At 55.7% G+C, this 21,717-nt stretch carries 26 protein-coding genes and 2 tRNA genes; 5 read left to right on the forward strand and 23 right to left on the reverse strand.

Translation table 11 applies throughout. The features are described 5' to 3' along the window. Window positions 1-14: 14 nt before the first annotated feature. The gene (locus tag QXG22_01685) at window positions 15-2,468 is read right to left on the reverse strand and encodes a transcription initiation factor IIB (GenBank protein MEM0358711.1); all 2,454 of its coding nucleotides are present in this window, start codon (window positions 2,466-2,468) and stop codon (window positions 15-17) included. Further along, window positions 2,465-2,695 (reverse strand): Gar1/Naf1 family protein, encoded by a 231-nt coding sequence (locus QXG22_01690; GenBank protein ID MEM0358712.1) that lies wholly within the window; start codon window positions 2,693-2,695, stop codon window positions 2,465-2,467. The genes QXG22_01685 and QXG22_01690 overlap by 4 nt, the downstream gene beginning before the upstream one ends. 123 nt (window positions 2,696-2,818) lie before the next feature. Between QXG22_01690 and QXG22_01695 the strand changes: the two genes are divergently transcribed. After that, on the forward strand, window positions 2,819-3,610 hold the full coding sequence (locus tag QXG22_01695) for an ATP/GTP-binding protein (GenBank protein MEM0358713.1): 792 nt from the start codon (window positions 2,819-2,821) through the stop codon (window positions 3,608-3,610). Window positions 3,611-3,612: 2 nt separating this feature from the next. On the opposite strand, the gene QXG22_01700 is transcribed toward QXG22_01695, so the two are convergent. After that, window positions 3,613-4,011, reverse strand: a complete 399-nt coding sequence (locus QXG22_01700) for a CoA-binding protein (protein MEM0358714.1) — start codon at window positions 4,009-4,011, stop codon at window positions 3,613-3,615. A 46-nt stretch (window positions 4,012-4,057) separates the two neighbouring features. Between QXG22_01700 and QXG22_01705 the strand changes: the two genes are divergently transcribed. Continuing rightward, complete coding sequence (locus QXG22_01705; GenBank protein ID MEM0358715.1) at window positions 4,058-4,444, forward strand: hypothetical protein; 387 nt, start codon at window positions 4,058-4,060, stop codon at window positions 4,442-4,444. Window positions 4,445-4,763: 319 nt separating this feature from the next. Here QXG22_01705 and QXG22_01710 read toward each other — a convergent pair whose 3' ends face one another. Further along, the gene (locus tag QXG22_01710; GenBank protein ID MEM0358716.1) at window positions 4,764-7,772 is read right to left on the reverse strand and encodes a helicase-related protein; all 3,009 of its coding nucleotides are present in this window, start codon (window positions 7,770-7,772) and stop codon (window positions 4,764-4,766) included. A gap of 549 nt (window positions 7,773-8,321) precedes the next feature. On the opposite strand from QXG22_01710, the gene QXG22_01715 reads away from it, so the two are divergent. After that, window positions 8,322-9,401, forward strand: coding sequence for a hypothetical protein (locus tag QXG22_01715; protein MEM0358717.1), 1,080 nt, complete (start codon window positions 8,322-8,324; stop codon window positions 9,399-9,401). A 468-nt stretch (window positions 9,402-9,869) separates the two neighbouring features. Next, window positions 9,870-10,199 (forward strand): hypothetical protein, encoded by a 330-nt coding sequence (locus QXG22_01720; GenBank protein ID MEM0358718.1) that lies wholly within the window; start codon window positions 9,870-9,872, stop codon window positions 10,197-10,199. A gap of 28 nt (window positions 10,200-10,227) precedes the next feature. Here QXG22_01720 and QXG22_01725 read toward each other — a convergent pair. From QXG22_01725 to QXG22_01750, 6 genes are all read right to left on the reverse strand, one after another. Continuing rightward, a tRNA-Leu gene (locus QXG22_01725) sits at window positions 10,228-10,315 on the reverse strand. Window positions 10,316-10,354: 39 nt separating this feature from the next. Further along, window positions 10,355-11,143, reverse strand: coding sequence for a DNA-directed RNA polymerase subunit D (locus QXG22_01730; protein MEM0358719.1), 789 nt, complete (start codon window positions 11,141-11,143; stop codon window positions 10,355-10,357). Beyond that, complete coding sequence (locus QXG22_01735) at window positions 11,144-11,545, reverse strand: 30S ribosomal protein S11 (GenBank protein MEM0358720.1); 402 nt, start codon at window positions 11,543-11,545, stop codon at window positions 11,144-11,146. Further along, window positions 11,542-12,048, reverse strand: coding sequence for a 30S ribosomal protein S4 (locus QXG22_01740; GenBank protein MEM0358721.1), 507 nt, complete (start codon window positions 12,046-12,048; stop codon window positions 11,542-11,544). Before QXG22_01740 ends, QXG22_01735 begins: the two co-directional genes overlap by 4 nt. A 4-nt stretch (window positions 12,049-12,052) precedes the next feature. After that, window positions 12,053-12,565, reverse strand: coding sequence for a 30S ribosomal protein S13 (locus QXG22_01745; protein MEM0358722.1), 513 nt, complete (start codon window positions 12,563-12,565; stop codon window positions 12,053-12,055). A gap of 52 nt (window positions 12,566-12,617) precedes the next feature. Next, window positions 12,618-12,702: transfer RNA gene (locus tag QXG22_01750), tRNA-Ser, on the reverse strand. Between the two features lie 65 nt (window positions 12,703-12,767). Here QXG22_01750 and QXG22_01755 point away from each other — a divergent pair. Continuing rightward, window positions 12,768-13,943: a saccharopine dehydrogenase NADP-binding domain-containing protein gene (locus tag QXG22_01755; GenBank protein MEM0358723.1), complete on the forward strand. Its 1,176-nt coding sequence runs from the start codon at window positions 12,768-12,770 to the stop codon at window positions 13,941-13,943. On the opposite strand, the gene QXG22_01760 is transcribed toward QXG22_01755, so the two are convergent. The 13 genes from QXG22_01760 to QXG22_01820 are packed head-to-tail and all read right to left on the reverse strand — an operon-like array spanning window position 13,940 to window position 21,716. Next, a complete protein-coding gene (locus tag QXG22_01760) occupies window positions 13,940-14,566 on the reverse strand; it encodes a hypothetical protein (protein MEM0358724.1) in 627 nt (208 codons plus the stop codon). The genes QXG22_01755 and QXG22_01760 overlap by 4 nt on opposite strands. Before the next feature lie 4 nt (window positions 14,567-14,570). Next, window positions 14,571-15,557 carry an RNA-guided pseudouridylation complex pseudouridine synthase subunit Cbf5 gene (locus QXG22_01765; protein MEM0358725.1) on the reverse strand — a complete coding sequence of 329 codons (987 nt, stop codon included), beginning with the start codon at window positions 15,555-15,557 and terminating at the stop codon, window positions 14,571-14,573. Then, window positions 15,554-15,799 carry a 50S ribosomal protein L14e gene (locus QXG22_01770; protein ID MEM0358726.1) on the reverse strand — a complete coding sequence of 82 codons (246 nt, stop codon included), beginning with the start codon at window positions 15,797-15,799 and terminating at the stop codon, window positions 15,554-15,556. Before QXG22_01770 ends, QXG22_01765 begins: the two co-directional genes overlap by 4 nt. Continuing rightward, the gene (locus QXG22_01775) at window positions 15,780-16,319 is read right to left on the reverse strand and encodes an AAA family ATPase (protein MEM0358727.1); all 540 of its coding nucleotides are present in this window, start codon (window positions 16,317-16,319) and stop codon (window positions 15,780-15,782) included. The genes QXG22_01770 and QXG22_01775 overlap by 20 nt, the downstream gene beginning before the upstream one ends. Before the next feature lie 7 nt (window positions 16,320-16,326). After that, window positions 16,327-16,575 carry a hypothetical protein gene (locus QXG22_01780; GenBank protein MEM0358728.1) on the reverse strand — a complete coding sequence of 83 codons (249 nt, stop codon included), beginning with the start codon at window positions 16,573-16,575 and terminating at the stop codon, window positions 16,327-16,329. Then, window positions 16,576-17,439, reverse strand: coding sequence for an EMC3/TMCO1 family protein (locus tag QXG22_01785; protein ID MEM0358729.1), 864 nt, complete (start codon window positions 17,437-17,439; stop codon window positions 16,576-16,578). Further along, complete coding sequence (secY, locus tag QXG22_01790; protein ID MEM0358730.1) at window positions 17,432-18,784, reverse strand: preprotein translocase subunit SecY; 1,353 nt, start codon at window positions 18,782-18,784, stop codon at window positions 17,432-17,434. The genes QXG22_01785 and secY overlap by 8 nt, the downstream gene beginning before the upstream one ends. Next, window positions 18,762-19,220 (reverse strand): uL15 family ribosomal protein, encoded by a 459-nt coding sequence (locus tag QXG22_01795; GenBank protein ID MEM0358731.1) that lies wholly within the window; start codon window positions 19,218-19,220, stop codon window positions 18,762-18,764. Before QXG22_01795 ends, secY begins: the two co-directional genes overlap by 23 nt. Window positions 19,221-19,229: 9 nt before the next feature. Beyond that, window positions 19,230-19,697, reverse strand: a complete 468-nt coding sequence (locus QXG22_01800; protein MEM0358732.1) for a 50S ribosomal protein L30 — start codon at window positions 19,695-19,697, stop codon at window positions 19,230-19,232. Further along, complete coding sequence (locus tag QXG22_01805) at window positions 19,690-20,376, reverse strand: 30S ribosomal protein S5 (protein ID MEM0358733.1); 687 nt, start codon at window positions 20,374-20,376, stop codon at window positions 19,690-19,692. The genes QXG22_01800 and QXG22_01805 overlap by 8 nt, the downstream gene beginning before the upstream one ends. After that, the gene (locus QXG22_01810) at window positions 20,369-20,941 is read right to left on the reverse strand and encodes a 50S ribosomal protein L18 (protein MEM0358734.1); all 573 of its coding nucleotides are present in this window, start codon (window positions 20,939-20,941) and stop codon (window positions 20,369-20,371) included. The genes QXG22_01805 and QXG22_01810 overlap by 8 nt, the downstream gene beginning before the upstream one ends. Next, complete coding sequence (locus tag QXG22_01815; protein MEM0358735.1) at window positions 20,938-21,369, reverse strand: 50S ribosomal protein L19e; 432 nt, start codon at window positions 21,367-21,369, stop codon at window positions 20,938-20,940. The genes QXG22_01810 and QXG22_01815 overlap by 4 nt, the downstream gene beginning before the upstream one ends. Next, window positions 21,366-21,716 (reverse strand): 50S ribosomal protein L32e, encoded by a 351-nt coding sequence (locus tag QXG22_01820; GenBank protein ID MEM0358736.1) that lies wholly within the window; start codon window positions 21,714-21,716, stop codon window positions 21,366-21,368. The genes QXG22_01815 and QXG22_01820 overlap by 4 nt, the downstream gene beginning before the upstream one ends. Window position 21,717 lies beyond the last annotated feature (1 nt).

Genomic DNA, 21,717 nt, shown 5'->3' on the forward strand with positions numbered 1-21,717 from the left:
ATCCTATCGAACCTTCAGCCCAGTTTCTCGCAGTTCAAACCCAGTTTCTCGCAGAGCTCCTTGTACCTGTTCCTCACCGTGACCTCAGTAACCCTCGCCACATCGGCCACTTCCCTCTGGGTCCTCCTCTCGCCCAGCATCTGGGCGGCGATGTAGATGGCTGCCGCCGTAACTCCCGTTGGTCCCCTACCGGAAGTCAGACCCTTCTCCATGGCCTCCTTGAGGATCTCTATGGCCTTGGACTGGACTTCCCCGCTCAATCCCAACTCGCTGGCGAACCTGGGCACGTAATCCGCCGGGGAAGTCGGGTGGAGGTGGATGAGGAGTTCCCTCGCTATGAACCTGTAGCTCCTGCTTATTTCCTTCTTGCTCACCCTCGAAACTTCCGCTATCTCGTCCAGCGTCCTGGGCACCTTACACTCCCTACAGGCGGCGTAAAGGGCTGCCCCCGCCACCCCCTCTATGGACCTCCCCCTTATCAGCTTCTCCTCCACCGCCCTCCTGTAGATCACGGCCGCGGTCTCGCGCACGTTCCTGGGAAGGCCCAGGTGGGAGGCCATCCTGTCTATCTCGGAAAGGGCGAAGGCCAGGTTCCTCTCTATCGCATCGGAAACCCTTATCCTGCGCTGCCATTTGCGCAACCTGTAGATCTGTGCCCTCCTCTTCGGTGTGAGATCCTTCCCATAGGAGTCCCTGTCCCTCCAATCTATCATGGTGGAGAGGCCTTTGTCGTGGATGGTGTCACGGAGGCAAACGGCACCCCTCCCCCCCACGAAGTTCAGGTACCCAGGGACGGTCACATCATAGGCGTAACCGTTGGTGGACCTCACCCTGGAGATGCGCCTCACCCTCAAAAATGCCAGCTGACCCCTGGCTAGTTTGGCCAGCTCTTGGTCCCCATACTTCTCCGCTATTCTGAGGGCGAGCTCCCTCCCTATTCTCAGCCTCCTCCTGGAGCCCCATTCCCTCCTGTACTTCAGGGGAGCGGGCAAAAGGTCCGTCAGCGTGCCCTTCCTCGCCCTGGGTCTGAATCCGTCCACGAACCCCAGCTGGTGAACCATGTCAGGATTGGTGACCCTCGTTCCGGTCAGCTTGCTCGCCGGGAGGACCTGCCCGGTGGAAAGCCTGTGCGATGGGACTTCCTCCTCCGTGTAGCTGGCAAAAATCCCTTCAAAGAGGTAAAGATAGAGAAGATCGTTGCTCAGCTCTCCATTGCATGAAACCGTGTAAAGGTGCACAAGCGGTCTCCAGTGGGGCTTCTCCTCTGGGTGGATATACACACATCCGTCACCCCTTACGTAGGACCTGAGGAAAGCCCTCCTGGCTCGGGGGGAGGAGAAGATTACGGGCGGCACCCTCTTCCTTCTGGCCTCCCTGCCGGCACCCAAGATTTCGGACAGCAGCAGGGCGAGGGTCTTGCTATCGACGCTCACCACGAGGGAGGAAGGATAACGGTATAGGCTGGCCTCTAGCCCGAGAACCTCCCGTAAGTACCTGATGGTTTCCTCGGCATACTCCTCCTCTTCGGGTCCGAAGGTGAAGCTAACCCCGTGGGAGGTGACGCAACCCTCACTTACATAGTATCCCATCAGGGCACCCAGGCGCTCGTCGACCGGAATCCTGAGCGGCAGTCCCTTCCGACACCCATGTGCCCTTATCCTCACCCCATTCCCCACGAAACCCTTCAGCTCAAGGAAAACCTCCAGGGGGAGCTTCGATTCTTTACTCCAGGCCTTCACTTTCCTCTCATCGAACCTCCCCCTCAGCTCTTCGTACACTTCGGCGGGTATCCCGTCCACGAAGAATTTGCCCTGCACCCTCGCGAACTCATGTGCCAGGTTCAGCTCCCGGGGAAAAGACCCAAGCTCGGGCAGGACCCTTGGCACGGCCACGAAATCCCCCTCCCGCAGCTTCTCCACCTCCACCGGAACCACCCTCCCCTCCCTCACCGTATAGAGACTGTGGGCTCCCGTTACCCTGACCTTCCTTCCCCCTTCCAACTCCACCTCGTACAGGGGATCACTCACAGGATGTCTGGTGACGTGGCTTATCGGCGCCCACTTCATCTTGTAATCCTCATCGAAAACCACGGTCCTGTACCCCCGTACGGGCGCCATCTCCACTTCTCCCTCTCTTCTCACCTCCTCGCTCTCCTCGAGGACCGAATCCACCCACTCCCCTATGGGGAGGATCATCACCTTCCCCTCTTTTTCCAGGATGATGGGTTCCGAGTAATCCACGCTGAAGGTCATGGGTGCCCCTACCCTGCCCCTCTTGTCCCTCTGCTCCTGATCGAAGGCCCTCCATTCCGGACCCAAGTCCATGATCCTCTCGGCTATCACGTAGCCACAGCCCGCGCACACCAACTCGCCGTGCTCGTAATCCCTCACCAGCTTGACCGATCCGCAGTTGGGACAGGAGGTTTTCTTCTTGGGCTTCTCTTCCATTTCCTCCTGTTCCGCTGTCATTTCTTCACCTCCACATACAGTTCTTTGCCCAAAAGGGAGTCCAGCTCCTTCTCCTCCAATCCCCTTTTCGGACGGAGTAGGGCATAGGGACGGGAGACGGGACCGAAGAGATCGAAGATCCTACCCACCTCTCCCTTCCCCCTCACCATTACGGGCTCCCCCAGCTTCTGGGGACTCTCCAGCCTCGCCACGAGGCCCCGTGGGGTCCTGTACAGCAGCTTTCCCACCTTCTTCATCCTCCCACCCGGTTTCCTTCCTCCCTCGATCTCTTATTTAAGTTTTTCGAAATATTTAAATATACCCTTTAAAAACTCGAAACCTTCATGTCTGGCCGGGCGGAAGGAAGGAGGATGAGGAGGACGAAATTCGTCTACGTTCTGGGTCCGGCTGGGAGCGGAAAATCCACCCTCCTCTCCTCCCTGGTCGATCTGCTGGGTCAGCAACAAAAGGTCCTCGCCCTCAACCTCGATCCAGGAGCTGACTGGTTGCCCTACACACCCGAGGTGGACGTTAGGACCAAGATCACCTTGGCGGACGTGATGGAGGAATACAGACTGGGACCCAACGGTGCCCTCCTGGCCTCGGTCAACCTCACCCTCAACTACCTACCGGAGTTCGAGGAGGTGATTTCGGCCTGGGGGGCCGATTATGTGCTGGTGGACACGCCCGGACAGCTGGAACTCTTTGCCTTCAGGGACACGGGGATGAGGGTGGTGAAGGCGCTGGGTGGAAGGTCGGCCATCCTCTTCCTCATAGATTCCTTCTTCGTCCGCAGCCCCACGGATTTCGTCTCCATGCTCATGCTCGCCACCTCCGTCCAAACCAGATTCGGATTGCCCCAACTCAACGTCCTTACCAAGATCGACCTGTTAAAGCCGGAGGAACTGGAAAAGGTGGAGAGATGGATGGAGGATCCGGATTACCTTTCCTCGGAGGTGGAGGCGGAGGCAAGGGGATTGAGGGGGGAAGTGGCCAAAAGCCTGCTCTCCGCCCTCTCCGCCGTGGGGATGCCCACCACCCTCCAGATGGTCTCCTCCCTCCAGAACGAGGGGATGATGGAACTCCAAGCTTCGATAGAAAGGCTCTTCGGTGCCGAAACCGAACTGGACCTCGGGGAGGAGGGATATCGGGGGCAGGAATGAGTTCAGGGACCCAACCTCCTCCTCTCCACCATCAAACAGGCTCCGTGTACCACCTCTATTCCCTTCCCGAGGCAGAAGGCCAAAGCCCCCTTCGACTCCGATCCAGGTTGCATCCAAATCTTTTTTATTCCCAGCTCCGCACATTCCCTCACCACCCTCTCCGTCACCTCGGGGGGAACCACCGTCACGACCACATCGGGCTTCCTGGGCAGTTCCCTGAGGGAGGAATAGCATCTCTCCCCAAAAAGTTCCTTCAACTTCGGGTTGACGGGATAAACTTGGAAACCTGCCTCCTTCAAATCCCGATACACACGATATCCGTACTTATCGGGATTCGCACTGGCGCCCACAACGGCGAAGAGGTTCCTTCGATCCAAGAAGGAAACGACCCCCACCTTCATCCTCGTATTTTCCCCCTTAAAAAGGGGGATGGGCCAACCAGGTGGGATGGAATCGAAGAACCTACCGGGATTCAAAGAGCTGATGGGAAGGGAGCTGGAGAGAAGCATCATGGACCCGACCCACGTGATGGCACTCGTGAGAGTGGAAGAACACGTCAGGGAAAAACTGGAAGGACTGGAGAAAATGGAAATAGATCTTTCCACCAAGAGTAGAACCATCACCGGCCTCACGGAACTAGCCACCCTCCTGAAGGTGAAGTACGGATACACCCTGGACGTGGAGCTCGTGAGCAGTTCCCTCTACCACCTGAGCAGGGGTCTCAACCTCTATCCCTGCGGAGCGGTGGCCCACTACTGGCCCGATGCCTCCCCCGTGGTCTTCCTCTTGGATTCGGAAATAGCCTTGGTGGTGGCCCCAAAGATAGAAGAATAATTTTTTTCTTTTCTTCTTCTTATTGATCTGCTGTCGAGGTTTATCGAATTCAAGCTTGCCGGATTCCCTTTACTCCGCTGCTCAGCACTCCTCTCGCCCGGAAGTCGTAAGAATGAGGGGGAATTTGCCGGTGTGCACCACCTAGAGCTTGGTCGAAAGGAGCCTAGGTTATTGCAGATATCCTCCCGCCTCGGTATCTTCCCTCTCTGGCACCGGACCTCATCCCCGTAAAGGAGTGCTAGTTTTGCCGAGGTCATGCCCCTGATCTCATCACACTAGACCACCACCTTGCCATGCCAGGAGTTGAATTGAGCCTAATTCACTCCTTGTGGGGTGAAATCCAACACCAGCAAATCCTCTTGAGTTTGATTTCCTCCGCTGGTGGTAGGGTTTTACTTTCCTCCAAGAGAGGAGGTATCACTCTCTTTGCTTCCTCCAGTAGCCTTCCTTCCTTCATGGCCCGGTAAAGCTGGTTCACCAACGTTATCCTATCGCAAACTTCCCTAAAACCTGCGGCCAGTTTTTCCCCCTCATCGCCCAAGCGGCTGAGCTTTTCATAGATTTCCCTAGTCTTCCGACCGCCTGGAGGACCCCGAGTCCGCTGACGAATTTTTCTTCTTTCCATTTCCTCGATGAGTTCCAGCTTAACCAGCCTTAAACGCTCCACCAGCTTTTCGTAATCTATTCTTTCTCCCCTTCCATTTTCAGACCCTCTTAAAATCTCTATGATCTTGACGGGTGAGGTTTCGGTTTGGGGTTTATCGAAATACCTCAACCTCCAATGAATTTCCTTTCCATCGGTGAAGGCCACGAAGAGGGCCTCCCTCTCCCCCTCCATGAAGGAACCTATGCCGTAAGGCAGTTTCTCCAGCCATTCTTTTCCTTTTTCCCTTAGGATTTCTGCTAGAACGTTGGCGGGATCGTTGGTGAACTGCTCCATCTGGGTTTCGAGGAACCTGAGTGCTTCATGATCTTCTTTGGAGAGGGCCCTGATCAGCGTAAAGTCCTTGGGGATTGGTTCTTCCCCCAAGACCGAAGCATCAAGTCCCACGGTACTCCGGATGGCCTCTAACCTCTTACACAACTTTTTCATCAAACCGAGAAAGCGCTCTAGGGTTTCCTCTTCCGGGAATAGGTTGGTTAAATACACAACAGAATGGGGAGAACCTATCCTGTCCACTCTCCCTGCCCTTTGGATGAGAATCACTGGGTTCCAAGGGAAATCGTAGTTGACCACGTACTGGGCGTTTTGTAGGTTCTGGCCTGTGCTGAGAATATCGGTGCTGATCATCAGTCCTCCTCTTTTCCGGAATTCTTCTACTCCCTCTGCCTCCTCCATCCTTCTTCCTTGAGGCCCCCTAGCTCCTTCACCCGTTACTAGGAAGAGGGAGGGATGTTTGAACCTCTCGTATAAGTATCGAGCGGTGTCGGCGTATTGCGTGAAGATGATGATGCCATTATTCCCGGTCAGGCTAGGCAAGGTTTCTTCCACCCAGGCTTCAACCCTTTCGAGCTTGGTATCCCTCTCTGGAAGCAGCCTGAGGAGCTCTTGGATTTTTTCCCTATCCTTCTCACATCCCCTCAAGAACTCTTCGACTTCTGCGGGGGTTAGCCTACATCTTTCCACAAGCTCCGGGTATTTGAGGACTTCCTCGGGTTCCGGAAATTCTCCTTCCTCTTCCTCCTCTCCAATCAACCAAAATACTTCCCCCCTCACCCGCGGGGGAATGAAAATTCCCTTCTCCTTCGCGTATTTGGCTGCTCTCTCCAAATAACCCTCCATCCTGTTCAAAGACCTTCGGAAGGCCTCCAAGCTGCTCTCAAGCCTTTTTAGGAGGTTTATCCTTACCACCATCTTTACCAATACCTTAAGCTGTTCCAGCTTCTCGGAAGCCATGGCCTCCGAGATGATCTTTCCGTTTGGAAGTCTCAGTTTTCCGCTCAGTTTCTCGACGGAAAAATCGTAACACTTGAAATCCATGGATCCTAGAGCCTCCATTATCTTCTCGGGGTCAAAGGGCAAAGAATAGCGGATATTGAGGAGTTTCCTTTCTGGGAACTTCACCTCCTTGGAAAGTTCCTTGGCGAAAGCTCTTGAGATTCTTACCACGAACCTTCGGAGAACCTCGTCCATGTTCACAGGTTTTTCTTTCAGCCACTCCTTCTGTCTGGAGGTAAAGTATCCTCTCAGGGATTCTCCTTCCAAGGCCCTATCGGGCAAATAAAGACTCAGGAGGAAATAGAGATCCATCAAGCTCGTGTTGACGGGAGTGGCGGTGAGCAGAATCACATCGGCCGGACTCCTGTTGATCAACTCCGCCAAAGCCTGATAGCGGTTGGTAGAAGGATGCCTGAACTGATGCGCCTCGTCCACTATGATTAGACCAAGGGGATTCTCTGGATCCAAGAATTTTTCAACCGTTCCCTCGGGGTTGCTGGACAACATCTCGGAGTTGACGCTTTCCAGCTGAATGTTCATTTTCCTCATCTCCTCCCTCCAAGTGGTTTCCAGCACACTCTTGGGGGCTATGAGAAGGGTGCGGTTAGGCATGGCATCGTGGGCCAGCGCCAAGGCTACCCTAGTTTTGCCCAATCCCGTGGAATCCGCGATTAAGACGCCGCCCCATCTTTGGAGCTTCAGGCGGGACTCCACCACCGAAAGACGTTGATGAGGATAAAGTTTCTCAAGAATTTTTTCCTTTTCCTCTATCTGTTCAAGTCCTTCCCTGTAGCTCTCGTAGAGGGCTTTGGCGAGCACCTCCAAGGGGGTCCAGGTGACGGTGTAGTTTTTGAGCATGGAAAGGAACTCCTCCTTGAAATCCCTTGCCATCCCCCAGACCTCTTGGAACCAATCGAAGAGCTGTTGAACTGCCAGCGGGTCCGTGTCCACCATGTTGAGCTCACGGTTCTTGACCAGACCGGCATAGGTGAAGTTGCTGGATCCGACCACGGCCACTCCATTAGCTTCTTGCGGGCCGGAAATGCCCAGGTAAGCCTTCCCGTGAAAGAAGGGCATCTCCAGAATTCTCACTTCTACCTCCGGGGACTCAAAGTAGGATACGACTTCCTGAAGGAGCTTGAAATACTCTGGGTCGTCCTCATTCTCCTCTAGCTCCTTTAGGATTTCATCCTCCCATTTCAGGCTTTCCGTGGGTTCCTTTCCCAGCAGGAGTTTGAGGGGCTTTCCAACCAAAGCCTCTTTGATGGCACCCCAACCCCGGATGTTGAAGTAGGCCGTGGCAATCATGATTTCATTAGCCTTCGCCAGCTCCCTTTTCAGGACCTCCGCCAAGACTTCCTTTCTATTGTCCACTATTCTGGCAGTCAAGTGGCCGACACCTTCCCTGCTTTTATAAGCCTATCCTGAATCGAATTAAAAGAAGAGATGTATCGGTAGAGAGTGAGGTCGAGTATGATATAATTGACGGCCAGCAGAGACTAACTACACTTCAAGAATTTGTGCAGAATCCACTTGTCTCCATTACGGAGTGGATCAAGAAACCCAAGCAAGATGATCCCTTTTGGGAACTCTGGGAAAGAGTCGAGCGAATTACAAATAGGTTGAAATCGAGTAGTTCTACAAAAAGAGAGCTTAGAAAGCAGGTTATAGAGGAGGCGATAAGTCGTTATAATCGTTATAATCCTTCCCAAAAAGCTTCACGAGACATTTACAACCCCTTGCTTCAAAAAATGATAGAATTTAGGTCTCGTGTTGTAAGTAGACACGTTCCGGTTCAGATTCTTTCAACCGATACAGCAACCGCTGAGAAAATATATGCAACTCTTAATAAGACGGGAACTAGGCTGACTATGGGAGTTGCTTCGAGCAGATCCTCACTTCACAGAAAACGAATATGAGGGTGATTTCCAGCGTGTGGTGAGTAAAGTAAAAGAACTCTACGAAAAAGGAAAATTTCCGCGAGAAAGGAGTAAGCTATCCATGTGGGATGCGATGTACGCTTTAGGCGAGTATTATCAACATGTGCTAGCAGGAAAGACACCAGGGAGAGTTGAAGAACTGATTCCAGGAGAATTAAGGAAAGTTGAAATAGATGGTTTGGGATTTCGACTTGTTAGCGCGTTTCTTTCCCACGAGGTAAACATGGCAAAGACCCAAAGAGTTCTCTCGGACTATTCAAGAGACGATGTTCAAAAGACAATCGATGTGTTGTTTCAAACTGCAAATCTTTTAGTTCAAGGAAAGGGAAGGTTTGCCCTAATTAAGCAATATTCTCAACTCAAAGGAGTAATCCTTCCGGCCTATCCCCTTGTAGGAATAATTATTTGTGCAGCCAAATTTGTGGCTAAAAATTATGCGACCCAAGGTAAATTTATTCTATCTCGGGACGATGGCAAGAAAATCAGGAGAGCTACTGAAGAAATCTTCCGAGGATATTTCCTCGGTAAATGGAAAGGAAGCGGGGACAGTAGGTTAAAGGAGTGGTTGGATAGGCACTTTAGGGAAGTCGATTCTTTCTCGAGTTGGCCTGAAACAATAATTGAGCCATTTCAATCCACTTATAATTCAAAAGAATGGCAACAAGTGTTACGCCAATTAAGAGAAACTGGAGAGAGAGTGGTAGATAGAGTATCGGCTTGCCTACTCTTTTGGATACAGTACCTCTTCAAGCGTCTCCCCAGTGGAGAGATCGACTTCGATCACATCGTTCCCTTCGATTCCGCTTTCAGAGAAACCTCTCACCCCTTTAACATTGCTATCGTACCTAGGCAGATAAACAGGGAAAAAGCTGAGCGAACCTTTGCTGAATGGAGTGATCGAGCTTTGGAGCGAGCGGTAGAAGAATACAAACATTACGTGATGAATGATTTGGGAAAAAACTTCTTGAAACATGCTACCACTACGGGTATTCACGAGTTACTAGAAAAGAGAAGAAAGCTTTTTGAAAGATGCTTCAAGGAAAGACTCCCTCAGTGGCTAGATAACGGTGATGCTTAACAGAGAAAAAAACCTTCAGATATTACTTTTCGTTTTTAGAGAAGAAAAGGATCCTGCGCGCACCCCATCTCGCACCCATATAGCATTATGATCACACACAATCTACTTCCCCTCCTTTAAGTGAAGACCAAAGAAAGGACAGGAATTTTCCCCTTCTCGGTCAGACCGGGAGGGAGGAGGATCCCCGTGAGGTATCCCTAGCGGACTAGGAAATTCTGGGGCTCAGGGTGGGGGATGTTCAGTTCGACAAGGTCGAAGCCGTGGTCATCGTGAAGGGGGAAAACGGGGGAGCAGGAGGATGAGGCTCATCGAGTCCGTTCCCGACCTCCAGAGGTCATTTCGAACATGTATTTCAACTGACTACTCAAACGGCTGGCAGAGGCAGCGGAATTCAGAAGAGAGTTCATCCTCACCTCCTCAGGCACTCAAGGGCCACCCATCTGGCGAAGGTCCTGACTGAGGACCAAGATGAGGGTCTTTTTCGGATGGACCAGGGATTTGGATGTCCCGGCCAGGTATGTCCACCTCTCGGGAAGGGATGTGGATGGGGCCCTGGCAGGCTTCTACGGTCTGGGCCGGGAGGACGGGAGGAGGGCCTGTCCGAGGTGCGGTTTCCTAACCCCCGAGGGCTCCCTCTACTGTCCCAGGTGCTCCTTCGTCCTCTCGGAAACTGAAGCCCTGAGGGTGGAGAGGCTGAAGGAAAGGGAGGAGGAAATCCTGGAAAGGGTGGTGAGGAAGCTCATCGAAGAACATCCCGATCTCCTTGGCCGGGTCCTGAGGGAGGTGGCGAGGAGTTGAAAGCCGGGAAAATTGAACCGTATCAACTTGGTGCGGGGGAGGGGATTTGAACCCCCGAACCCCTACGGGACTGGCGCCTCAGGCCAGCGCCTTAGACCTGGCTTGGCTACCCCCGCTCTTTTTTCTTTCTTGCCCAGAAGGTTTATCCTTTTTCCTCAGAGCTTTTCCACCAGCTTCTCCAGTTCCTTGCATTTGCCCGTCAAAGCCTTGATCGCCTGAAGGAAGACTTGCTCCGGCCTGAGGGAGCCATTGGTTTCAACCCTGAAGATGAACCTGCTATCATCGAAACCCACCCTCACCGCCTCCCTCTTACATGCCCTCTCACACATCTTACACATCGTGCACCTCTCCACTTCCTTTACCTCCACTTTTCCATCCGAGGGGACGAGGATCTTCGGTGGACATACCTCCACGCAAGCTTCACATCCATCGCACTTCCTCGGATCCACCCTCACCACGGGCATGTACTTGTAGTAGGCCAGGCCAGGCTGCCACTTCGCATGCTCCCTCCCAAAGCCCAATCTGGCCAGGGCGATCAGCTCCAGCTTCTGCCCCCTCTCCAGTTTCACGATGGGTATGGAGGGACTCACGGGTACCACCTCTTCGTCCGAGGATTGTAGGTCCCCGCTCATCACCACGCATGGGCCCTCCTTCTTCAGGGAAAAGGTAACCGTACACTTGGGGCATCTTCCCTCCTCGCATTTGCATTCCTCGGGAAGGACGTATCCCCTGAGGGGGGTACGGAGGGGGATCATCGCCAGACGATGGGCGATGATCTCGTCGTGGAGTGCGGAATCGTTCATCTTCACCTCCAGCTCATCTATCGCCATGATGGGTACTTCCCTCATGATGGCCCTCCTGAGGGAATTGGCAAAGGCAGGGGTAATGCCCTCCAGCCTGAGCTCCATCTCCTGTTCCGTGAGGGAAGTTATCTTCACCTCCATTCAGACCCTCCTCCCCCTCCTTCCCCCCTTCCTCTTCGTACCGTCGTGGGGAATGGGGGTAACATCCTCGATGGTGCCGATCTTGAGTCCCGCCCTGGCCAGGGCCCTGATGGCCGCCTGTGCCCCCGGACCTGGACTCCTGGGACCGCTGCCCCCCGGGGCCCTCACCTTGATGTGGACCCCCACTATCCCCTTCTCCATGGCCTCTTCCGCCGCCCTCGCCGCAGCCTGCATGGCGGCATAGGGGGAGGCCTCCTCCCTATCGCTCTTCACCACCATTCCCCCGGATTTTCTGGAGATGGTCTCCGCACCCGTCAGGTCGGTGATGTGGATGATGGTATCGTTGAAGGAGGAATAGATGTGGGCCACACCCCATTTTCCGGTTCTGGGTTGCTCGCTCATCCCTCACCTCCTTGCTGGGCCGGTCCCACGGGAGAGGGCAGGGGAAGGGTAACTTCTATTTTTCCCTCCTCCTCCACGGGCACGAGATAACTGGGAGTCCTCACCCTCTGCTCCCCTATCTTCACATGGCCGTGGATGATCAACTGCCTGGCCTGGCGTGGGGTCCTGGCCAGTCCCTTCCTGTAAACCACCGTCTGCAACCTCCTCTCCAGCAGGTCTTCCACCGTGAGGCTGAGCACGTCGTCTAGGGTGGCATTCTCCCCCACCAGACCGTATTTCCTTAGCCTATCCAACAACTGTCTGGTCTCCAGCTCCGCCTGTTTGCCGCTCAAAGCCAACAACCTCCTGGCCTGCCTCCTCCATCCCCTGAGAATGGCCGCGGTCTTCCATATTTCCTTCTTCCTCCTCAAACCGTACTTCCTGAGGAGGACATCCTCCGCATCCATCCTCTGTTTGTCCCAGGGATGGCGCGGTCTGCTGTATTTCTTCCTCTGCCTCTTCACTCCCTCACCCCTTCTTTTCCTCCTTCTTCTTTTCCTTCTTCTCCTTGGCCTTCGCAGCCTCCTCCTTTATCCTGGTCTCCTTCCTCTTCACACCCACCGTCATTCCCTTCCTACCGGTAGTCCTGGTCCTCTGACCCCTCACGGGGAGTCCCAACTCATGCCTTATTCCCCTCCTGCTCCTGATCTTGCGCTCCAATCCTATGTCTCCCTGGATGGCCATCTCCAGGTCAGGTCCTATGAGATGGAGGTCCTTTCCCGTTTCATAATCTTTTCTCCGGTTGAGCATCCAGGAGGGGATCCCATATTTGGCGGGATCCCTGAGCACCTCTTCCAGCTTTTTCAGGGTCTCCTCATCCAGAGAACCCAGCTTTTCCGAGGGATTCACCCCCACGGCCAGGGCAGCGGCCCTGGCAAAGGCCGGCCCCACTCCCTTCAGTTCGGAGAGGGCCCACTGCACGGATTTCTCTCCCGGCAGATCCTTGTAAATCATCCTCACGATGTGTTTGAACTCAGCCATTACGAAAACTCTAAAAACCAAAACTTATAAGACAATACCCTTCTCCCCAAGGCGCCGGGGGAGGGATTTGAACCCTCGAGACCCAAAGGGTCACACGCTCTCCAGGCGTGCGCCTTACCTGGCTAGGCTACCCCGGCCCACTCCCTTCGGTGAGGCAGAGTAAAAAGGCTAACTTTAAACTTTGCCTTTCGAAGGGAGGGGGATGCGGATAGCGGTACTGGGGGGAGCCGGACACATAGGCTCGGGTGTGGTACGGGAACTCTCCAGACTTGCACCGGAAGTCGACCTCGTCGTGGCCGACAAGGACCTGGAAAGGGCCAAGAGTCTTTGCGAGGAAGTGGGGGGTCGTGCCTCCCCCAAGCAGGTGGATGCCAATGACTTCTCCAGTTTGGCGGAGGTCTTGAGGGGGGTGGATGTGGCCGTGAACACCATAGGACCCTATTACCTGTATGGGGCCAAGGTTCTCCGTTCCGCCATCAAAACGGGTACCTGCCTTGTGGATGTGGACGATGATTACGACGCCACGGAGGAATGCCTCTCCCTACACGGGGAGGCCGAGAGGGCGGGTGTACTCGCCATCATAGGACTGGGGGCCACCCCCGGTCTCCTGAACCTCCTCGCTAAGTACGGGGCGACGGGACTGGAAGTGGAGGAGATACACACCGCTTGGGCTTGGACGGGAGTGGATCCGGAAATGGGTCCAGCCATCATCTCCCATTACTTCCATGCCATCACCGGTGAAATCGTGACCTATCGGGAGGGAAAGTGGGAGAAGGTAAAGGCCCTTTCCGAACCGGAAGTGGTGGCCTTTCCTCCTCCCGTGGGTGAGCAAAGGGTCTATCACGTGGGACATCCCGAACCCGTAACGCTCCCCAGGTACATCCATGGGGTAAAGACGGTCACCAACAAGGGAACGATTTGGCCCTCTTTCCTCGCGGACCTGGCCAAGACTTTCGCCGAGGTGGGCCTCACCAGCCTGAAGGAATTGAGTTTGAGGGGGGTTTCCGTTCCCCTCCGTGAAATCCTGGTCCAGCTGACGCTCAACCTGACCGACTTCGCTCCCCCGGAGCTCTTGGAAAGGGCCCAGGAGGAACTGGAAAAGCTGGGAGAGTACTCGCTGGGCGTGGCCTTGAGGGCCGAGGTCAGGGGGAAAGAAGGAGGGAAAAGGGTGAGAAGGATCTACGGGATAGTCTGCCCTTCCGCCGTGGTCGCCACGGCCCTTCCAGCCGCCCTTGGGGCTTTGGGGATTGCCAGGGGAGGGATCGAGGGAAAGGGGGTCTTCCCACCCGAGGGGATCATCGAACCACGGAGTTTCCTCCGCGAGGTGGGGAAAAGGATAGAGATCTTCGAAACGGAAGAAAGGTGGGGGAAGCTCTAATCCCTTCCGAGATTTTCCACTTCCTTTCGTCTCCCTTCCACAACCCTTAGGGACTCGAAGTCACCCACCCTTCTGAAATACCTTTCCGCCCTCTCCAATGCCCAAAGGGCATCGGAAAGATCTCCCCTCTTCATGTGCCCTTCGGCACATTTCATCCAGGCTTCCCCAGGCTTACGATAATTTTTCCCCATCCCCACGAGCTCGGCCGCCCTTTCATAGGAATCCGCGGCCTTAAAGAAATCTCCCCTCTTCTCCCACTTCTCAGCCAAGACCTCATAAACTTCAAAGGCCCTTCCCTTCCTTCCCGCCCTCCTCCAGCATCTGGCGGCTTCCAGCAGGAAAAGGGCCGCAAGCTCCATACTCCCGCCCCTCTCGGCCATCCCCGCTGCCTTCCGGTATATCCCAGCCGCCGCCCCCCACCTCTCCTCCTTCTCCAACAACCTACCCAGTTGGCAAAGTCCGTAGGAGGCAAGGAAGTAGCTACCCTTTTTCCCTTTGAGTCTCGCATAATTCCTCCAAAGCTTCTCCGCATCCTTCAGTTCTCCCCTTCCCTCGGCTTCCAGTGCCTCCCTCTCTTCCTCCCTAGAACGTTCGTAGTCCCCACGGGTTTTTCCCCCGGGCAAAGGCTCACTTCCATTTCCTCGGATAGGTACCGGGAGACATCACCACCCTCTCGGGCTTCGCCACTATTCCATGGTCTGCTTCCCAAATCTGTTTGGAGGTTTGCGTGGCCCTCGCCAGGCAAACGAGTTCCCCCTTCAAGGTCATCACCGCCACCAGATCACCGGGTGAAATCCCCGTCTCCACCCTGAGCACGCCGGGAGCAGCCAGGGCCGCACCATGACAGAGGGCATCCACCGCCCCATCCCTTATCACCAGCTTGGGGAGGTGACCCACTGCCGCTTCCACGGGTAGCACGGTTTTCCTCAACCATTTTTCCTCACCTTCCTCCTTCCAGAAGGCATAGGCATCGGCAACATCCTGCAGCTTCACCAGCGTACCGTCCTCGGTGAAGGGTCCCGTCCTCGTCCTCCTCAGCTCCTTCATGTGGGCACCGCAGCCGAGGGCAAGCCCGAGGTCAAAGCAATACTTCCTGAGGTAGGTACCCGCCTCACATCCCACCCTCAGGAGGACGTTCCTCCCCTCCCTTTCCAGGATCTCGGCATAGTAGATCTTCCTCTTCCTGAGCTTCCTCCTCACCGCCGCCCTCATGGGGGGACGCTGGTAAATCTCCCCCTCGAACTCCCCAATTACCTCCCTCAACCTCGCTTCCGGAACATCACCGTGGAGATGGAGGAGGCAAACGTACTCCTTACCGGCGGGTAGGAGGGCCTGGAGGACCTTGGTGGCATCCTCCAGGGCTATGGGGAGAATGCCGCTCACGGAGGGGTCCAGAGTACCCGAGTGACCCGCCTTTTTCCTCTCCATTATCGTCTTGACCCAGGAAACCACCTCGTGGGAAGTGGGACCCACGGGCTTGTCCAGGTTCAACACCCCCAGCCTGAGATGGTCCGTGATGGGGCGCTGGGAAGGGGGACAGCCGTACCTCTCGTCCGTTACGTCCTCGGCCCTGACCAAAACTTCCCTCTTGGAGAGGAAGGGTAGCTCCTTCAAGCACCTTTCCCCTTCTCCCCTGCACTCGAGAGGGCTTCTTCCAGGAGTCTTATCACCTCTCCGTCATCCACCTTGGGGGGAAGGTCCAGCTTCAGGTTCAGGGGTTCCAGATGCTTGACGTTGCACCTCCTCCTCTTCACCCCCTTTCCCACCACCACCACGTAGGTATCGTCCAGTACCTCCACCACCACGCACTTCCTTCCCGCCTCCTTTCCCGCCAACTTAACACACACCCTTCCCACTTCCACTTTCCTTCCTCCTCGCCAATCTTTCCAGTATTTCCACTTCCTCCTCCACCTCCAACCTGGCGGTGTTGATCACCAGGTCGAAAATGGAGAGATCGTCTATATCTATGCCGTAGAGCTCCTTAAACCGTTTTCTCTCGCTTTCCTCCCTCGCCAGCGTCTCCTCCCTCACCTCCTGCAGGTCCCTCCCTTCCCTCTCCGCTATCCTCCTCACCCTCACCTCAAGGGGGGCCGTGAAGAGGACCCTGAGATCCGCCCCCTTCACCATCCATCCCGCGAGCCTTCCATCCACCACTGCCTCCCCCTTCACCTCCCCCAGCCTCCGGTCTATTTCCAAGTCTATCTCGGGATGTTTTTCCGCATATTCCGAGAATTCCTTGAGATCCATCCCCTTCTCCTCCGCCATGCGCCTGAAGATCTCCCCTGCGGAGAGGTGCCTGAGTCCCAGTCTCTTTGCCAGTTCCTTAGCCACCGTGCTCTTTCCCGCTCCGTGATCCCCGCTTATGGCGATGAGCAAGCTTCACCTACCTCACGAGGCTCCTCAGGGCCTCCCTCGAGCACTCGGAACAGAGATCCGAGAAGGGTCTGTTTGCCCTCCTGGAAGAGCGGGGAAGACTTCCCGCCCTCCTGGGACTTCCGGGTAGGGGCCTTCCGCACTCCCTGCATCTGGGGAAGTCTCCCCTCCTATCCTCGTACCTTATCTTGGTCCTCCCCCCGGGAAGCCTGACGGGAACCTTCCTCTTGGCCCCCGTCCTCAGCCTGCGCGCCGGCATTCAATCACCTATGAGCAGTCTCCTCCAGAGATGAGAGAAGGAGAAATAGGTTATAAAAAGCCACCCCACGAAGCCGCAGGAGGACCACTCCCCAAAGAAGGGGAGGGGAAGGGAAAAGGGGAGCCAAGCCATCACCCAACCCACATAGATCCTACTCAGGAGGGCCCAAAGGAGGAGCCAGGGAAAGAGGTAAACGAGCGTGGGACGGAAGCTCTCCCTCATCATTTCTCCCTGGAGGGAGAGGATGCGTCCCTGCTCCAGCATCATCTTGTGGACCTTCTTCATATCCTTCTTGCGTTGTGCCTCCCTCAGTTCCGCCTGCCAGGAAGCCACCTCCTCCCTTATCCTCCTCACCTTTTCCCAATTCACCATCCTCCTCGTGAGAAGGGTGACGAAGAGGGAAAAGAGGAGGGAGATGAGGAGCACTAAAGAGGTGGCATGTCGGTAGGTGAGGGGAACCTCCAGCCCCATCTTCGAAATCCCCTTCTCCAGCATGGAACGCAGGGAGAGGATGCCCCTTTCCGAAGGTTTGGAGAGGAGGTTTTCGAAGGTTTTGAGGATCTCGTTGTCCAGTTCGGGATCGAGGTTCTCCAGTACTGACCTCCAAGTCTGGTACTCCTCCTTTGCCCTTCCCAGGTGGTCTTTGGCCCCTTCCTCACTCCCATGTCTCAGGGAGAGGAGGGACTGATCCACCTCCCCCAGCATCGCCTTGGCAGGAGTTTCCTCCCGATGGGAAAAAACCGCCCACAGGATGGAGGAGAGCGCCAGGAGTACCAGGAGGAAAACGGATATTTCCAGCAGCCTTCCCCCCTTGGCAGGGGAGGGCTGGGGAGGAGTGACTTCGGAGGACATGCTCTCACTCACCCAACAACCTCCTCAGGGCTGGGAACATCTCACTCACCCGCTCCCTGGCTATTTCTTCGTAGAGGCTATAAGTAATGCCCACCGCCAGCAGGATACCCGTTCCCGATCCCAGGGCTCCCAGGAAATCGGCCAGGGCGGAAAGGGAACCTATGACCAAACCACTCAGGATCGTGAGACCCCCGATGTACCTGGAGAGGAACTGTTCCATCACCCTCACATCCCTCCTGAAACCCGGGATGAGGAAACCGGCTTCATCCAGACTCTCCGCCACTTCCCTCGGTCCCATTCCCGCCAGGGAAACCCAAAGGACACTGAAGGCCACGCAAAGGGAGACCAGGAGGAGGAAATAGATGAGGGTCCTCATCGGGTCTCCGAGGACTTCCGTGAGTCCTCGGGGAGCGTTCAGGTAGGGATCCATGAAGCGGAGGCGGGGAAGGAAATAGGTCAAGAGCCTGAGATTGGCAAAAACCGCCATGGCCAGGATCACGGGTATAACCGAGGTGTACATGAATTTCAGGGGATACCTCCCCCTGATCCCCCCGAACCTCCCGTAGGCAAGGGGTATCTCCACCCTCATGCTCTCCACGTAAACCGCCACCAGGAAGACTCCCACGGTAGCTATTACCCCGAGCATATTCGCCCCTCCCCTCGTGAAGGCCTCCGACAGGGGACCTCCCGAGAGGAGGGTGCTGAAGAAGAAGGGAAGGGCCCCTATCAGCTCCCCTCCATAGGTGAAGGGGGAAAGGGCCTGCCAGATCACCTCCGTGGCCACCCCGCCCACGATGAACAAACCTATCCCGCTTCCAAAACCGTACTTGGAAACCAGCTCGTCCAAATACATCACCACCACTGCCCCGAGTACGAGCTGGCCGAGTACGAGCATCTTCGTCTCGAGGGGAAGGGGATTCCCTCCACGGGTGTACCATCCCCCCATCACCAGTGCCCCTCCTTGGAAGATCGCCATGAAGATGGCGAAGAGCTTCTGTACACCCGTGAAGAGGGCCCTATCCTCCCTCTCCCTCAGATCCAAACCTATGAGTTTTGCCCCCACCAGCAGTTGCATGATGATGCCCGCCGTCACGATGGGTCCTATTCCTAGCTCCACCAGGCTTCCGGCATGGCTCGCCAGCACATACCTGAGGGCCCCGAAGAAGCTCTGAATGGGTTTTTCTACCCCATAAAGGGGGATCTGGGTCATCACCAGGAAGAGCAGGAGGGCGAGAGCACTCCAGAGGAACTTCTCCCTGAAGGAAACATGCCTCTTGGGAACCTCCACCTCGGGGAGGAATCTCAGGACGGGCTTGAAAACGTAGAGTCTGGACTTAGGCTTCGCTTCCTGATTCATCGGCCGACTCCCCTATCACCAGACCTCCAGCCCCTTCTATCTTGGCCCTCGCCAGCTCGGTCACATAGGGTGCCTTGAGTTCCAGTGCGTGCTCCACCTTTCCCCCTCCAAGCACCTTCTCCACCCCAAGCTTCGTCACATCCACCGCTATCCTCTCCCCCTTCCTCTCGGCGATACCCTTCTCCAGGAGCTCCTCTATCCTCTCGTCTATCTCCCCCACGTTGATGGCCACCGGTTCGGGTCTCTCCACGGGAACAAAGCCATGTTTACCGAAGTGATCGGGGAAATACTTCAGGATGTAGCTCCACTTCTGTTTGTGTCCCCCGCTCCATCCCTTTCCACCCTTTTCTCCACTCCCCCTTCCCCTCTTCGCGCATCCCCGTCCATGCGTTCTTCCGTCGTACTTCCTGGCCTTCCTCCTCCTCCTGACCACCATCCTCCCACCTCAGATCATCCTCATGAGCAGCTCGTTGATGGCCTCCCCCCTATAACCCAGGTCCCCCCCTTCCTTCACCGACTTCTTGATGGCCCTGTAGCCTCCCCTCGGGGGGTGAAGTCTGAAAACCTTCTTGAGTCCGGGCAAATCCTTCACCCAAACCTTACCACCCAGCAGGGCATCGGCCAGTTCTTCGAGGGAAGAAAATCCCCATTCCCTCACCCTCTCCTCCGTGAGGGGAAGTTCCCCCCTTATTCTCCCCCTCTTCTTCAGCAGGTGGAGGAGGGTTTCCCTGTTGATCTCCCCCCAAGTCACCATATCCTTAACTTTCTTCAACATTCCCTTCTCCGAGTCCCCTCCCCTGAGCAGGACACAATGGTTCACCCTCGTAAGGCCCAGCATCCTGAGGGTATCCAGCATCTCCCTTCTGACCTTGATGTTCCCCCTGAGCCTCACCACTGCCAAAAGCTCAGCCACCGGTCTCCCCTCCCGATCCCTCACCCGTGGGGCCCAGGTGGATCCCCTTTTTCCTCCCCACGAGTGCTATCCTCGTAATGTTTTTGAGGGCTTCCAGCGTGGCCATGGAAAAGTTGATGGTGGTCCTAGTTTCCCCCCTCGAAAAGGTCCAGGCATCCTTTACCCCCGCCAGCTCCAACACCGTCTTGGGAACTTCCGAGGCCACCAGACCCAAGCCCCTGGGGGCGGGTTTTATGGTGATCTCCACACTTCCCCACTTCCCCTTTCCCTGCACGGGCACGGAATGGGGTCTGTCACACATGCACTCCCAGCTGCCACATCCCCTCGCTATCTCCACCAAGTTCATCTTTGCCGTGACGGTGGCCTTCCTTATCGCCTCCCTTATCTCCCTCGCGCTGTTGTGTCCCACCCCTACCAGGCCATCCTTATTCCCCACCGCCACCAGCACCCTGTACTTCGTCCTCCTCCCCGACTTGTGCATGCGCTGTACGAAGCTTATGGAAAGGATCCTCTCCTCCAAGTTGGGGGCCAAAAATTCCACTATTTCCGGTTCCTTGATGGGTATACCCTTCCTGAGGATCTCGGAAAGACTCTTCACCCTTCCCTCCTTGACCTCCCTTCCCAACGCCGTCTTCGGTTCCCAAGTCTCCAAGGTAGGTTTCTCCATCACTTCACCCACCCAACCTTTCCACCAGGACCTTTTTTATCTCCTCGAAATGGTCCGGGAGTTCCTCGGGGGGAAGACCCCTCCTGAGATACTCCGAGAACCTCCTGGAATACTCCCTTTCCCTTTCTTCCTTCAGGAGTCTCGCATACTCGGCGATGTGTTCTCCCCTTATCCTTTCCTCGGAGGGAAGTACCTGCTCCGAGTGGGGAATCTTCAGACCCGCATCCAGTGCCCCCTTGAGCACGGCAAAAACCTTGGAAGAGGGAACGGGAGTATGCAAACCTATGTCCAGCACGCACTCCTCCACTCCCGCCTTCTTGGCCCTCAAACCGCACATCAAACCCACCAGGTAGGCGGCCGGAGTATTGGAGGTACCTCCCTTCCAGCCGAACTTCTTGAGTTCCCCGGAAAAGGCCGATGCCTTCACCTTATCACCTTTGGCGTTGAACTCCACCACTTGGGCCCTCACGTGGTTCAGGGAAACCCTTGCCACCAAACGGGGCTTTCCGGACTTGAGGAGCCTGAACCTGAGCCTGTAGTCGGTCCTTCCTTCCCTCCTCCTCCTGAAGTTCCTCACTTCCCCTCACCCTCCCTCTCCTTCAGATAGGCCTCCAGGTGGGCTTTGCTCCTGAAGTAACCCCCACTCACCTTCCGGTATAGCCTGCGGTATTCCGATCTGGAAATCTTGCCACTGTCCCTCAGTTCCCTGAGCTTCTTCCTCAGGGCCCTTACCCTCCTTATCCATCTCTCCTTTTTCGGGAGCCTCGCCCCCCAGGAACCCTTCTTGCTCCCGGGCCCCCTCTTCCTCTCCTTTCCCCTCTTCCTCCCCCTGCTTATCCCCTTCACGGGCTTCGCCCTTATCGCCCCCTCCTTTATCAGGCGTTCCACATCCCTCCTCGTTATGGCGGAAGCGATCTCCTCAAGCCTGGAGGGATCCATCCAAATCCTGTTCTCCCCCACCCCAAGCAAGCTCGCCGCCAACCTGCGCTGGGTGCTGAGCTTCATCCTCCCCTCCCCGGATTGAGCACCTTAAGGCCCAGCTCCTTGGCCCTGGAAAGGATTTGCTCCCTTTTCTTCTTCCCCACCGTGGAAGAAATCCTCACCGCATGGGTGGAGGGATCTATCCCTTCCAGATCTTCCGGACGGCTCACCAGAACCTCCCTCAAACCGCAGGGATGCAAGCCCCGCAGTTCCCTGGGGTTCCTGTATCCTATCTTCACCACTGCAGGCTTGCCCTTGATCTCCAATCTCATCTTGCTGTCCTTCCCCTTTGGTCTCCTCCACTTCTCCCCCACCCTCTTGTACCTGAACCACTCCTGCCTCCTGAACTTCGGAAGTTTCCTCTTCTGCATC

The organism is Candidatus Hadarchaeales archaeon, assembly GCA_038736355.1.
Classification (GTDB): domain Archaea; phylum Hadarchaeota; class Hadarchaeia; order Hadarchaeales; family WYZ-LMO6; genus WYZ-LMO6.